The following is a 12,942-nucleotide window of genomic DNA, read 5'->3' on the forward strand; positions in this document are numbered from 1 at the left end:
CATAACTAATTACCGATTACTTATAACAAAGTGGCGAATATCGTAGAAGAAATCAAGAAACCGATTGCACAGGAAATGAAGCTTTTCGAGCAAAAGTTTTATGAATCGATGCAGAGCAATGTACCGCTGCTTGACAAAGTCACCCGGTTCATCGTGACCACAAAGGGAAAGCAAATGCGACCTATGTTTGTTTTCCTGTGTTCTAAAATGGTGGGAGAAGTGAATGAAAAATCTTTCCGTGGCGCTTCTATGATTGAGCTGATTCACACCGCTACTTTGGTGCACGACGATGTGGTGGATGAAAGTTTCAAACGAAGGAATTTCTTCTCGATCAATGCACTTTGGAAGAACAAGATCGCTGTATTGGTGGGCGATTACTTATTATCAAAAGCGGTCTTGCTTTCTACGGACCACAAAGAATATGATTTGCTCGCAGTGATTTCCAGAACCATTAAAGAAATGGCGGAAGGAGAACTGCTGCAACTTGAAAAAGCCCGAAAACTAGACATTACAGAAGATGTTTATTACGAAATCATCCGCCAAAAAACTGCCACATTAATTGCAGCTTGTTGTGAAATCGGTGTGCTTTCCAATAATGCTGATGAAAATATGGCAAAGAAACTGAAGGAATTTGGGACTTTGACTGGGATGGCTTTTCAAATCAAAGACGATCTCTTTGATTACCTTACTTCCAACATCATCGGGAAACCAGTGGGAATCGACATTAAGGAGCAAAAAATGACTTTGCCGCTGATTTATTCCTTAAAGACCGCGAGTGAGACCGACCGTAAATATTTCTTCGACACGATCAAGCGCTATAACAACAACACGAAACGAGTGAAAGAACTTATCGAATTTGTGAAAAGATCCGGAGGTCTTGATTATGCAATTGGCGTGATGAAGCATTTCCAGCAAAAGGCGAAGGACATTCTGAACGAGTTTCCAGATTCTGATGCTAAGAATTCGCTTCACCTGATGCTGGATTATGTGATTGAAAGGAAGTTCTAATCCAGTTTTAAATCCGCTCCATTCAACCTCAATGAATTTAAGATGACCGAAACCGAAGAAAAACTCATCGCGGCCGCCGCAATCATCGGAGACAGTAAAATTCCGAAGAAAGGGTAGAGCAAACCTGCTGCGATGGGAATTCCCAAAGTATTGTAGATAAAGGCAAAGAAGAGGTTTTGTCGGATGTTTTTCAGCAGTTTTTCGCTAAGGATTTTTGCTTTCGCTACTCCCAAAATATCGCCTTTGATCAAAGTAATTCCGGCACTTTCAATTGCGGCATCACTTCCGGTTCCCATTGCGATTCCCACATTGGATTGTGCCAAAGCAGGAGCATCATTGATTCCGTCGCCGGTCATTGCTACAATTTTTCCTTCGGATTGCAGTCTTTTCACCTCATTCATTTTGTCCTCCGGAAGACAACCGGACCAATAGGAATTGATGCCTAATTCCTGAGAAACGGATTTCGCCGAGTGCTCATTATCACCGGTCATCATTACGATTTCAATTCCCTGGTTTTGAAGATATTGAATGGCTTGTTTTGAAGTGGATTTTAATGGGTCTGAAAACGTGATGAAACCAAGGACTTGTCCACTTTGTACCAGATAAGAAATGGTGTTTGCTTTCTCCTGGTTTTGTTTCACTTGATTTTTCAGCGGATTCGGGATTTCAATTTTGGCCTCATTCAGCATGGCTTCATTTCCAAGGAAAACCTCTTCGCCATTGATTTTTCCCTTAATTCCTTTTCCGGTTATGTTTTCGAAATTTTCGACTTTTTGAATCTGAAATTCCTTCGAAGCACTTTCAGGAGTATCTGTGATGATAAATTCCATTTTACGGAACTCATATAAAACTGCTTTTGACAAAGGATGTTCTGAGTTCTGATTTAAAGATGCAGCCAGTTTTAACACTTCAAATTTATCGGAATCAATAATGGTTTCCACACTTTCCACGCTTGGTTTTCCTTCCGTTAAAGTTCCTGTTTTATCGGTAATCAGCACATTTATTCGATGCATTTCTTCCAGAGATTCCGCATTCTTAATGAGGATTCCGTTTTTCGCACCTTTGCCAATTCCTACCATCAGACTCATTGGTGTTGCCAAACCTAAAGCACAAGGACAAGCAACAATCAGCACTGCAACGGCATTTACGAACGCATAAATCATTTTGTTTTCTCCGCCTAAAACCATCCATCCAACAAAAGTCAGAATGGAAACTGCGATCACCACCGGAACAAAGATGGCAGAGATTTTATCTACCAATTTTTGAATCGGAGCGCGGCTTCTGCTCGCTTCGAAAACCATTTTGATAATTTGCGAAAGCAATGTTTGATCGCCCACTTTTTCGGCAATCATAGTGAATACGCCGTTTCCATTAATGGTTCCGGAAGTCACCTTGTCATTAAGACTTTTCTCCACCGGAATAGGTTCGCCGGTAATCATGCTTTCATCTACATTTGAGTTTCCTTCCGTAATTTTCCCGTCAACCGGAATTTTCTCCCCGGGTTTTACCCGCAAGAAATCACCAATTTTCACTTCTGAGAGCGGAACTTTCTTTTCAGTGCCTTCTACGACTAAAGTGGCTTCATCGGGGGAAAGGTTCATCAGTTCCTCAATAGCTTTTCCGGTTCGTTGATGAGCGCCTGCTTCCAACATTTGTCCCATAATCACCAAGGTGAGAATCACAGAAACCGATTCAAAGTAATAAGGATTTTTTCCGTCATGGATCAATTCATGAGGTAAAATATTGGGGATGAACAGCACAATCAAACTGAATATAAACGCTGCAGCCACTCCCAATGCAATCAATGAGAACATATTGAGATTCCAGGTTTTAAAGGAAATCCAACCGCGTTTCAACAAAAACCAACCCGCATAAAATATAACCGGCGCAGATAAAATCAGTTCCAAATATCCCTGAACCTGGTTGGAGAAAGGAAAATCAAACCACATTCCTCCCATCGACAGTATAAAAACCGGAATGGTGAAAACGACCGCGATCCAAAATTTTCTCTTTAAGATCTTGTAGGTTTCATCCTCATTCGCCTCATTCTTTGAGGGGATGGGAACCAGATCCATCCCGCAAATCGGGCAACTTCCGCGTTCATCGCGAATGATCTCCGGATGCATCGGACAGGTGTATTGAATCACTTTCTTTTTTTCCGGAATTTTCACTAAATCCATTCCACACACTGGGCAACCGACATTCGAATCATAGACTTTGTCGCCTTCGCAGAACATCGGGCAATAGTAGCCGCTGCTTGCGGAGGGCTGTATATTGACTTTCGAACTGTGTTGATGCGTTGCAGCTTTGTGGGTCTTCATGTGAGCAATCAACTTCTCTTCAATTTGTTCTAAATGCATATGACAAACTGGACATCCCACATCTGAGCTGTAGGTTTTATCACCTTCACAAAACATCGGGCAAAAATACTGACCAAGTTTACCCTGAAAAGTTTCGGGGAGATTTGTTTTAGTGAATTGTTGCGGCTTGTTCTTGTATTCCTCTTTTTCCTCAATGGGAACAAGATACATATTGCAGACCGGGCACCTTTTTCCCTGCTGAAAATAGACTTTTTCTCCTTCACATTCCATCGGGCAATAATAGACGGAACTTGGCGAAACTCGGTCTTTAGGCAGAATATCTTGATTTTGATGATGGTGGTGATGTTCGTGATTGTGATGGTTTTGTTCCATTGTCATTGAATTTGGTGATACAAATTTCGTCAATACAAACCGGACTCAGTTATAGATTTCGGGAAAAGAGTTACAGAATTTAGAGCAAATCCAAAGGCAGACGGTTTTTGTCTTTCTTTTGCTTGAATTCGGTTGGCGTAAACCCCGTACTGTTTCTGAACTGGCTTGAAAGGTGCTGAACGCTTTTGTAGCCAAGTTTTCCGGCAATTTCCGTCAAAGAGAATTCGTTATAAAAAAGCAGTTCCTTTACTTTTTCGATTTTTTGGAGAATGAAAAACTGCTCGAGCGTAATTTCATGATTTTGGGAAAAAAGCCTGGAAACAGCGCCGTAATCTTTGTGCAGATTTTCAGTGATAAATTTAGAGAGCAGGAAATCTTCTGCGATATCGAGTTCCGCAATTTTTTGGATGATGAGTTTCCTGATTTTTTCAAGAAATTTTTGAGTGGAGTCTTCCAAAATTGCAAATCCTTTCTGCTTTAATTTTTCAGAAATTTCCTGAAGTTGTTTTTTTGATAGGTCTTGTCTGGTCTCCACTTCTCCAAGCAAGATCGATTTTATTTCAGTTTCTGAATCCTCAAAAATCATATTTACCGCATCAATACAGCGGTTGCAAACCATATTTTTGATGAAGATTTTCACTCTTCCTGATTTAACCGGTCCTTGATAAATTCAATTTTGGTTTTTCCGTGACGGGTCGGCTTTCCGCTTTCATCCACCCCTACAAAAATAATTTTGTCAATGGTAATGATGGTTTGACGGGTCATCATGTTTCTAACTTCACACTGAAGTGTGATCGAGGTATTCCCAAAATTGGTTGCCTCAATCCCGATTTCAATGATGTCGCCCTGCTTTGCCGAGCTCACGAAATTGATTTCTGAAATATATTTAGTCACGCAGCGCGGTGTTTCCAGTTGCACGATCGCATAAAGTGCGGCTTCTTCATCAATCCATTGCAGCAGTCGTCCGCCGAATAAGGTATGGTTTGGATTGAGGTCTTCTGGTTTGATCCATTTTCTGGTATGGTAATTCATATGCCTTTGTTTTTTTAGCTTTGAAGTCTGTCTGCAGACAGGTGGGTTTAAACTGTAAATTGGGTCACATTCAAAATTCTGAGCATTAAATTATCGGGTGAAAACGAGTTTTGTTTTCGTAGACAAAGATTCGTTGATTCTATAATTTTCCAGGTTGAATGCTTTCACGTCGTTCAGCGTTTTGGCTTTGCTCATTGCACAGAACCTTACGACTAAACCTCTTGCATGTTTCGTGTAAACCACGATGGTTTTTGGTTTTCCGCTTTTCATTTCGTAGAACTCAAAATCAATGACGGTAGCATTCAGTTTCTTTTGATCCACCACTTTGAAGTATTCGGTACTTGCAAGATTTAGGATGATATCTTTTGATTTGAGTTCTGCATTGATTTGCGCGGTGACTTTTTCCCGCCAAAATTCATATAAATTTTTGTACTGGTCAAATTTGAAATTTCTCCCCATTTCTAGACGGTAAAGCATGACTTTATCCGAAGGTTTCAGCAATCCGTATAATCCCGAAAGTATCCTGTAATTTTTCTGCAAATAAGCAATGGATTCTTTGTCTAAGCTACGTGCATCCAAACCGCGGTAAACCTCACCGGTAAATGCAAAAAGAGCGGGAGCGGACATTTTTGATGACGGATTGGGTTTCCATTTTTGGTTTCTTGCCCAGTTTTCATCCGCCAGTTTGGGCGAAATTTCCATCAGATCTGATAAGTATTGTGGAGATTTTTCTTTTAGATAGGATTGGATGAATGCCGCATCTTCAATGAATTTTGGGTTTGTGGATTTCAACAAAGTACTTGAATTCTCAATATTCATTAGTTTTGCTGGAGAGGTGAGGATTTTCATTTATTTCTTTGGATATAATTTGATGTTGTTTGAAGTTGTTTGAACCAGCCCTTCTTCGATTAGTGTGGAAGCTACCCTTTAGGAACTGACTTTCGGGAGATAGAAGAGGGGAATCAGTGTCCCTTAAAATTTACTTTAAGAAATTGGTGCAAAAACTAGTTTTTTTAAATTGCTTCTTTCACAAAATCCCCTTTCCTTCCCGAATGATTTCAGGTTCACTACCCGTTAAATCAACAATTGTGGAGGCCACATTATCTCCATAACCAGAATCAATGACGATTTCGACAAGATGGTCGTATTTTTCGGCGATCAGTTCAGGATCCGTGGAGTATTCGATGATTTCGTCGTCATCTTTAATAGAGGTGGACGCAATCGGATGTCCCAGTTTTTCCACGATCAACATTGGAACCGCATGGTCTGGAACTCGGATTCCGACTGTTTTTTTTCCTTTATAAGCCAAAGGCAGGCTTTTGTTGGCCTCCAAAATAAAGGTAAAAGGTCCGGGAACCCGGTTTTTCAGAAAACGAAAAGTGGTGGAATCAATGGGTCTGGTAAATTCAGATAGGTGGCTTAAATCATTACAGATAATGGAAAACTGGGCTTTTTCAAGTTTGGTTTTTTTTAGATGAGCCAGTTTTTCCATCGCCCGAATGTCAAAAATATTACAACCCAAAGCATAAACCGTATCGGAAGGATAGATGATCAACCCGCCACTTTTCAGCGTTTTTACCACTTCTTCGATCAGGTTTTCCTGCGGATTATCAGGATATATTTTTAGGATTTTAGCCATACACAAATTTAGGAAAAATCGGTGAAAAAAGAATTTTCATAAAAGATTTGCAGTTCTGAATGAAATTTGTATCTTTGCAGCACAATACCGCGGGGTAGAGCAGTAGGTAGCTCGTCGGGCTCATAACCCGGAGGTCGCACGTTCGAGTCGTGTCCCCGCTACTAGGCAAAGAGAATTCTGAAAAGAGTTCTCTTTTTTTTATTTGAAGTTCGTAGATTTTAGAATATAGTTTTCAAAAGTGAATGAAAAAGACCGGTCAAAAAACCAGTCTTTATTTGTATCCTAATGAATTTAAAGGTTCTAACTACTAATAAATTCATCTTTGGTCTTTAAAACAAATGGAATATTTTCTGATTTTGCCTTATCCTCAATTTTCTTCCGGTTTTTAGCATTGAGCTGATCCAGTTCTTCCAATGAATTATCGTAACGTTCCTTTACGTTTTCAAAATTCTGGAGCTGTGAATTGGTAGGAGCCGCGAACTGTGTAACGACCGAAGAATAGAGCTCGCCCAGTTTTTCCCGCAATTGTGGTTCTGCCGTACCTACATAATTGTCTCCTGTGGTGATCACCATTTTTTCTTTCTGTTTCTGGAAAGCGTCTTTTAATTTGGTGAAGGATTTGTCCTTTTTTTCCAGTTCGTTCAGTACTTTTAAGGTTTCATCCAGTTCGTAAACTTTGTAGGCTAAATTTTCATTCATGTCAAAAAGGATTTGAGACAATTCTGACTGTTTTTTTCGGTCCTCAGCACTGATTTTGCTTTTCGGATCGTTTTTGACTACGATGTTTTTGGTATAGACCTCTTTGCCTTTGGTCATTACTATTTTATAGGTTCCCGCACTCACCTTCGGTGAATTGAACCCCGCAAATGAAATGGTTTTTGCTGCAGCGATTTTCGGAAATTTCGTGCTGTAGTTCCAGTTGACCACATTGATTCCCTTTTGTTTTCCGGGAGATAATGAAACCACTTTTTGGCCGTTCATGTCCTGCACTTCCAGATCCATTTTGCCCATAACATGTCGTTTCTTCAGATAGTAGGTGATTTTTGCATCGGTAGAAGGGTTTTCACCTACAAATTCCAGTTCGGAAGCATTCCCGCCATAACTGGATTTTTCCTCTATAATGGCATCTGGTGTTTCAAAAAAATAGACCTCTTTAGCTAAAACTTCGGGCGTAATTTCCCTTAAAACTGAAATGTCATCCAGGATGATGATTCCTCGCCCGTGAGTTGCCATCACCAAATCGTTGGTTTTTGGGTGCAGATCGATGTAGTGAACCGCCACATTCGGCATGTTGTTGGTAAAATGTGACCAGTTTTTTCCACCGTCCACTGTAATGAAAAGTCCTTTTTCTGTTCCCAGGAAAAGCAGATCTTCGTTCTGGAAATCTTCCTGCAAATTCCTTACAAATCCTTTAATATCCGGAGTTGTAATAGAAGTCCATGTTTTACCAAAGTCTTTCGTTTTATAAACATATGGATTGTAATCGCCAGTGGTGTGTCCATCAAAAACAGCATAGGCAGTACCTTCCGCAAATGAACTCGCCTCAATATGGTACACCCAGGTATTTTTTGGGAGATTCGGAATATTCGCCGTTACATTGCTCCAACTCTGGCCGCCATCTTTGGTGACCTGCACATTTCCGTCATCAGTTCCCACCCAGATTACTTTTTCATTTTTCGGAGATTCGGCGACGGTGAAAATGGTGCAATGGTTTTCCGCTCCGGAATTGTCTTTAGATAATCCTCCGGAATTTTCCTGGTTCTGCTTCACCTTATTGTTCGTGGTTAAATCCGGAGAAATCTTTACCCAGGTTTTTCCCATGTCTTCGGACTTATGCAGAAATTGACTTCCCACAAAAAATCGGTCCGGCTGATGCAAACTTGTCAAGATGGGAGCATTCCAATTGAAACGCAGTTTCGGGTCGCCTTTTACCGGCAATGGTTGCACGGTGACGATTTCTTTGGTATCGATATTATAGCGCCAAACATTTTCCGCACCCTGCATTTCGCTGTAGATGATGTTTTTGGTCGGGTGTTTTACCACACGAAAACCGTCGCCGAATCCCACTCGATGCCAATCGCGGGATTCTATGCCACCATCACCCTTTGAAGGTCCGTACCAAGAGCCATTGTCTTGCAGGCCTCCATATATATTATAAGGTTCATTTTGATCCAAACTGACATGATAATATTGGGAAACCGGCAAACTTTTTACAATATCCATGGTGTTTCCACCATCCCAGGAACGGTAAACACCGCCATCAGTTCCTACATAAATCCTTTCGCTATCCAAATTGTCAAAAGTAATATCGTGGATATCGCCATGCATTGCACCTAGGTTTTTGAAGGTCTTTCCACCGTCTCTGCTGATGGAACCGTAAAGTCCGCCTTTCACCACCACATCCGGATTCTTTGGATCTACCACAATTCTAGAAAAATAAAAAGGTCTTACCACTAAACCAAAATCGCTGTTCAGGTGTTTCCAGGAGTTTCCGCCGTCATCGGAGCGATAAAGACCGCTGGTTTCGGGTTTCTCAGTTTCCAGCACGGAATAAAGTATATTCGGACTGGAAGGAGCTACTGCCACTGCAATTCTGCCTAATTTTCCTACCGGAAATCCATGATGTATTTTGTTCCAAGTTTTTCCGCCGTCTATGGATTTGTAGAGCGCAGATTTTTCTCCACCTGAACTGAAGGACCATGCCGTACGTCTGAATTCCCAAAAACTCGCATACATTGTATTTGGATTTTTGGGATCGATGGTCAAATCCGAGCATCCCGTTTTTTGGTCTATGCCAAATATTTTTTGCCAGGTTGTTCCGCCATCTGTGGTCTTGTATATTCCTCGTTCATCACTGTCTGACCAAAGTGATCCCAAAACGCCGACCCAAACTTCATCGCTGTTTTTTGGATTAATGATAATGGAGGAAATGCGGTCTGATTTTTCAAGTCCCATATTTTTCCAGGTTTGGCCGCCATCTACTGATTTGTATATTCCGTCACCTACAGAAACGCTGTTTCTGGTCCATGTTTCGCCTGAACCTACCCAAATATTCTGGTCAGGTTTTGCCGGGTCTATCGCCACTGTTCCAATGGATTGGATGTGGTCTTCATCGAAAACGGGAGTAAAGGAAGCGCCGCCATTGCTGGATTTCCAAACGCCGCCACCTGCAGTTCCCACGTAAATAATTTTGTTATTGGTTGGGTGCATTTCCAGGTCGGTAATCCTTCCGCTCATCAAAGCCGGTCCGATATGTCTTGCTTTGATATCGCCAAACAGTTCCTTTCCTTTCAAGGTGATTCCTGCTTCTCCCTGGGAAAAATAGGAGATCGGGAACGTCAGCGAAAACGCTAATGCTAATCTGATCATTTTCATTTTGTGAAGTTTTAGTTTAAAAAGAAGCCACAGCGATTGCTATGGCATGAGGTAATGAGGTTAGAAATTATGGTGCAGGAAATGCGAACATTTTCTTATCAATAATCGGGTTCACCGTGATCTTATTGACCTTGAGCTCCTGTCCCATCATCTGAAGTGAGAAAGGGAAATAAATGCCGTCCACTTCCTGATAATCACTCATCTTCGAGGTGGATTTTTGTCCTTTCATGGGTCCCTCGTGGATTTCTGCTTCAGTCACAATCGGTAAATTGCTATCGGCATCAAAATAGTAAAAAGAAATATTTTCCTGCGGTTGTCCCTGCACTTTGATTGGTTTTTTTGTCAGTTTGATTTTGTAGGTATCGGCTCCGTCTTTGGTTTCTTTACCTAAATATTCAATTTTGTACCCTTTAGCCTTATAATTTAAGAAAGGATCTGGGAAATCTATATTCTGCTTCATGTTGTCGGTAGTTTCTGCATCTGCTTTTTCCGCTTTCATGGTCATGAAATTGGTTGACCACATTTCTTTACCGTCAAAAGCCATTTGGGTAATTTCTTTTCCCTGAAGGTTGATATTCATAAGAATTTCTCCATTTTTAGCAGAGAATAGGGACACCGGGATTTCCATTCCCTGTGCTTTTGCCACCATATCCATTTTTAAGCCTTCCAGATTGCTCAGTTTTTTTCCTGGATCGATGGTTTCCAGATACTTATTCACGATTTCATCAGCAGTTTGACCATAACTGCATACTGATGCGGTGGAAATCATTGCGATGCTTAAAATTGTTTTGAAAGTTTTCATGTTCTTTTTTTAATATTATGGGACTAAAGATATAAAAAAATCAAATTTGTCAAAAAAAAACATTCTATTCACCAAATTGGATTGCATCAAGAATGGATAAACATGGAAAGATCCCAAAAAAAAAGACCGTCGGCAAACGGTCTTTAAAAAAATTGAAATCAGTTTAGCATATTATTCTACCATAAATTTAGCAGCGGATGTTCCTGCTTTCAGTACATAAACTCCCTTCGGCAAATTGTTCAAGTAAATTTTACCGGAATTTTTGAAAGGTTGCGCAATGGTCTGTACCAGTTTTCCACTGAAATCGAAAATATAGGCGATTTGCACCTGGTTTAGATCTTTACCGGAAACGTTGAGTTCACCGTTCTTCACTGGATTTGGATAAACAGAAAAAGAGTTTTTGGAAGCTGCATTTTCGTTGGTTCCCAATGCCATATAGCAGGTCCAGCTGATGTCGTCAATGGCAACCCTGTTTGTAGGAGCACCATTTTGCTGCAGACGGATTTCCACCGTTCCCGAAATATTGATTCCGGTGAGGGTAGTGGTGATTGGTGCAGAAGCTGTTCCTCCATAAGGGATTGTTTTTCCCGTATCCACATCATTCACAAACAATTTCAGTGTTCCGGCGCTTCCGGAATATTTCAATTGGGTAGTAACTTTCAGGTCACCGATTCCATTAGGTACAGAAAGTGCAGTAAGCGATCCGTTTCTGATAGTCAATGCTTTTCCGTTGATGGTTTCGTCGGTTCTGGAATCTTCAGAAGTCCAAGAAATTCCGTTGCTCACCCAGTTGTAGGTGGAGTATTGGTTTGTAACGACTATAAGATTGTCAAAATGTTCATCACCACACGTAGTTCCTACAGCGAGAGTGGTTGCCGACACCAAGTTACTTTGTGGGGAGATATTTCCCACCGCATCTTTTGCTACTACATATATCGAGTAGTTTGTGACAGGATTCAAATTGGCAATATTGGTTGAAATGGCGCTTGTAGAACCCATTAAAACACCATTGGCATAAACATCATAAGAATCTACGCCCACGTTGTCTGTTGCTGCCGTCCATTGCACTTCAATATTATTTGTTCCCACTGAAACTACTGAAAGATTGGTAGGTGCAGTTGGTGCAATGCTGTCCGTCAAAGTCGTTCCCACTGCATTATTACTTTGAGGCGAAAGGTTTCCGGCTGCATCGGATGCCACCACATAAAAAGTATAGGTTGTTCCCTGGTTCAACCCTGAAACGGTCACTGAAGTAGAACTGGAGCTGGTTTTGAATATTCCATTCACATAGATTTTGTAGGATGTCACCGCTACGTTGTCTGTGGAAGCATTCCATGTTAAATTTGCAGAGGCTGTGGAAGTGGAAATTACTGCCAAATTGGTTGGAGCAGTAGGAGCTTGGGTATCAGTGATTACCGTTCCCCAAATAGCCTGAACCCATTCCGGATGGTCAATGAAAGGGTTTCTGTTTTTTTGGAAAACGAAGGCTGCATTATTTCGCTCGATTTCTGATGGCGAAACCGGATCTTGCTCAGACCATTGCAAAAGCACATCTCTTTCCCAGGTCTGAAGTCCAGGATATGCTGAACCTCCCAACATATTTCCGGTAGAAAATCCCGCAAGTTGTGTTTCATAACGGGTCACGAAGTAGAAAATCATTCTGGCGATATCTCCTTTGAATTCATCGATGGGTTCACAAACCGTTCCACTATACCCTGGGGAAACACTGGGTCCCACCTTAGTTCCATTTTTTGAAAGGAAAGCTGGGTTTGCCACTGCTCCATAAGGATAGTTGCTCCTCATTCCGTTTACTTTTCCGTCCGTTGGCCGAATATGATGAATATCGGAAACCATTGGTGCCTTTGAATTGAAAAAACTTTGCGGAACCACGTGCTCTCTGTTGTAGCAATCGCCTTCCACGCTGTAATTTCCACATTTTTTTTGTCCATGGATATATTTGTAAGGATCAGCGGCATTCGGTCTTTCAGAATACATATCCAGTACGGAGCCGTCATTTTCGTAAAAATGATCGGAATCTGTGGTCGGATATCCGTTGTATAACCCATCATAACCGTTGTCTTTGTGACCTGCAGTAATGATGGAGTTAAGTTTTGTTTTTAGGGCTGCTCCCGTCAAACCAGCGGTTCCGTTGTAATATCCTGCAGGTTCCTGGGCAAATCCCAGAGAAAAGAGCAATGCCAAAATAAGTGTAGTAAGGTTCTTCATATCTAAATAAAATTGGGAGGGCAAAGTTACTCAAAAAATGAAATCCACAAATTTGTTTTCTATGTTTTGAATAAAATTTAACATAATTGCTTTGTCAATTAAATGTCATTAGAAAAAAATCCATTAAAAATATTGAATTGTAATAAAGATTTTGAGCATTATTTCCA

9 protein-coding genes and 1 tRNA gene are annotated in these 12,942 nt (G+C 41.0%); 2 read left to right on the plus strand and 8 right to left on the minus strand.

What is annotated here, in order from left to right:
- The first annotated feature begins 30 nt into the window (after window positions 1-30).
- Window positions 31-1,008 (plus strand): polyprenyl synthetase family protein, encoded by a 978-nt coding sequence (locus L0951_RS07690; RefSeq protein WP_234110647.1) that lies wholly within the window; start codon window positions 31-33, stop codon window positions 1,006-1,008.
- On the opposite strand, the gene L0951_RS07695 is transcribed toward L0951_RS07690, so the two are convergent.
- The 5 genes from L0951_RS07695 to L0951_RS07715 form a co-directional block, all read right to left on the minus strand.
- Window positions 1,005-3,701: a copper-transporting P-type ATPase gene (locus tag L0951_RS07695; RefSeq protein ID WP_234110648.1), complete on the minus strand. Its 2,697-nt coding sequence runs from the start codon at window positions 3,699-3,701 to the stop codon at window positions 1,005-1,007. The genes L0951_RS07690 and L0951_RS07695 overlap by 4 nt on opposite strands.
- Before the next feature lie 79 nt (window positions 3,702-3,780).
- Entirely contained in the window at window positions 3,781-4,341 is a 561-nt protein-coding gene (locus L0951_RS07700; protein WP_234110649.1) for a helix-turn-helix domain-containing protein, read from the minus strand.
- On the minus strand, window positions 4,338-4,733 hold the full coding sequence (locus L0951_RS07705) for an acyl-CoA thioesterase (protein WP_234110650.1): 396 nt from the start codon (window positions 4,731-4,733) through the stop codon (window positions 4,338-4,340). The genes L0951_RS07700 and L0951_RS07705 overlap by 4 nt, the downstream gene beginning before the upstream one ends.
- 90 nt (window positions 4,734-4,823) lie before the next feature.
- Window positions 4,824-5,582, minus strand: a complete 759-nt coding sequence (gene yaaA / locus L0951_RS07710) for a peroxide stress protein YaaA (protein WP_234110651.1) — start codon at window positions 5,580-5,582, stop codon at window positions 4,824-4,826.
- Window positions 5,583-5,760: 178 nt separating this feature from the next.
- A complete protein-coding gene (locus L0951_RS07715) occupies window positions 5,761-6,372 on the minus strand; it encodes an L-threonylcarbamoyladenylate synthase (protein ID WP_234110652.1) in 612 nt (203 codons plus the stop codon).
- A gap of 88 nt (window positions 6,373-6,460) precedes the next feature.
- Here L0951_RS07715 and L0951_RS07720 point away from each other — a divergent pair.
- Window positions 6,461-6,533, plus strand: a tRNA-Met gene (locus tag L0951_RS07720).
- A gap of 139 nt (window positions 6,534-6,672) precedes the next feature.
- On the opposite strand, the gene L0951_RS07725 is transcribed toward L0951_RS07720, so the two are convergent.
- The 3 genes from L0951_RS07725 to L0951_RS07735 all read right to left on the minus strand — a co-directional run bounded on the left by L0951_RS07725 (window position 6,673) and on the right by L0951_RS07735 (window position 12,775).
- Window positions 6,673-9,747 carry a VPS10 domain-containing protein gene (locus L0951_RS07725; RefSeq protein WP_234110653.1) on the minus strand — a complete coding sequence of 1,025 codons (3,075 nt, stop codon included), beginning with the start codon at window positions 9,745-9,747 and terminating at the stop codon, window positions 6,673-6,675.
- Window positions 9,748-9,814: 67 nt separating this feature from the next.
- Window positions 9,815-10,549, minus strand: coding sequence for an outer membrane lipoprotein-sorting protein (locus L0951_RS07730; RefSeq protein WP_234110654.1), 735 nt, complete (start codon window positions 10,547-10,549; stop codon window positions 9,815-9,817).
- A gap of 171 nt (window positions 10,550-10,720) precedes the next feature.
- On the minus strand, window positions 10,721-12,775 hold the full coding sequence (locus L0951_RS07735; RefSeq protein WP_234110655.1) for an endonuclease: 2,055 nt from the start codon (window positions 12,773-12,775) through the stop codon (window positions 10,721-10,723).
- Between the last annotated feature and the right edge of the window lie 167 nt (window positions 12,776-12,942).

The organism is Chryseobacterium sp. R2A-55, from assembly GCF_021401085.1.
Taxonomy (GTDB): Bacteria; Bacteroidota; Bacteroidia; order Flavobacteriales; family Weeksellaceae; genus Kaistella.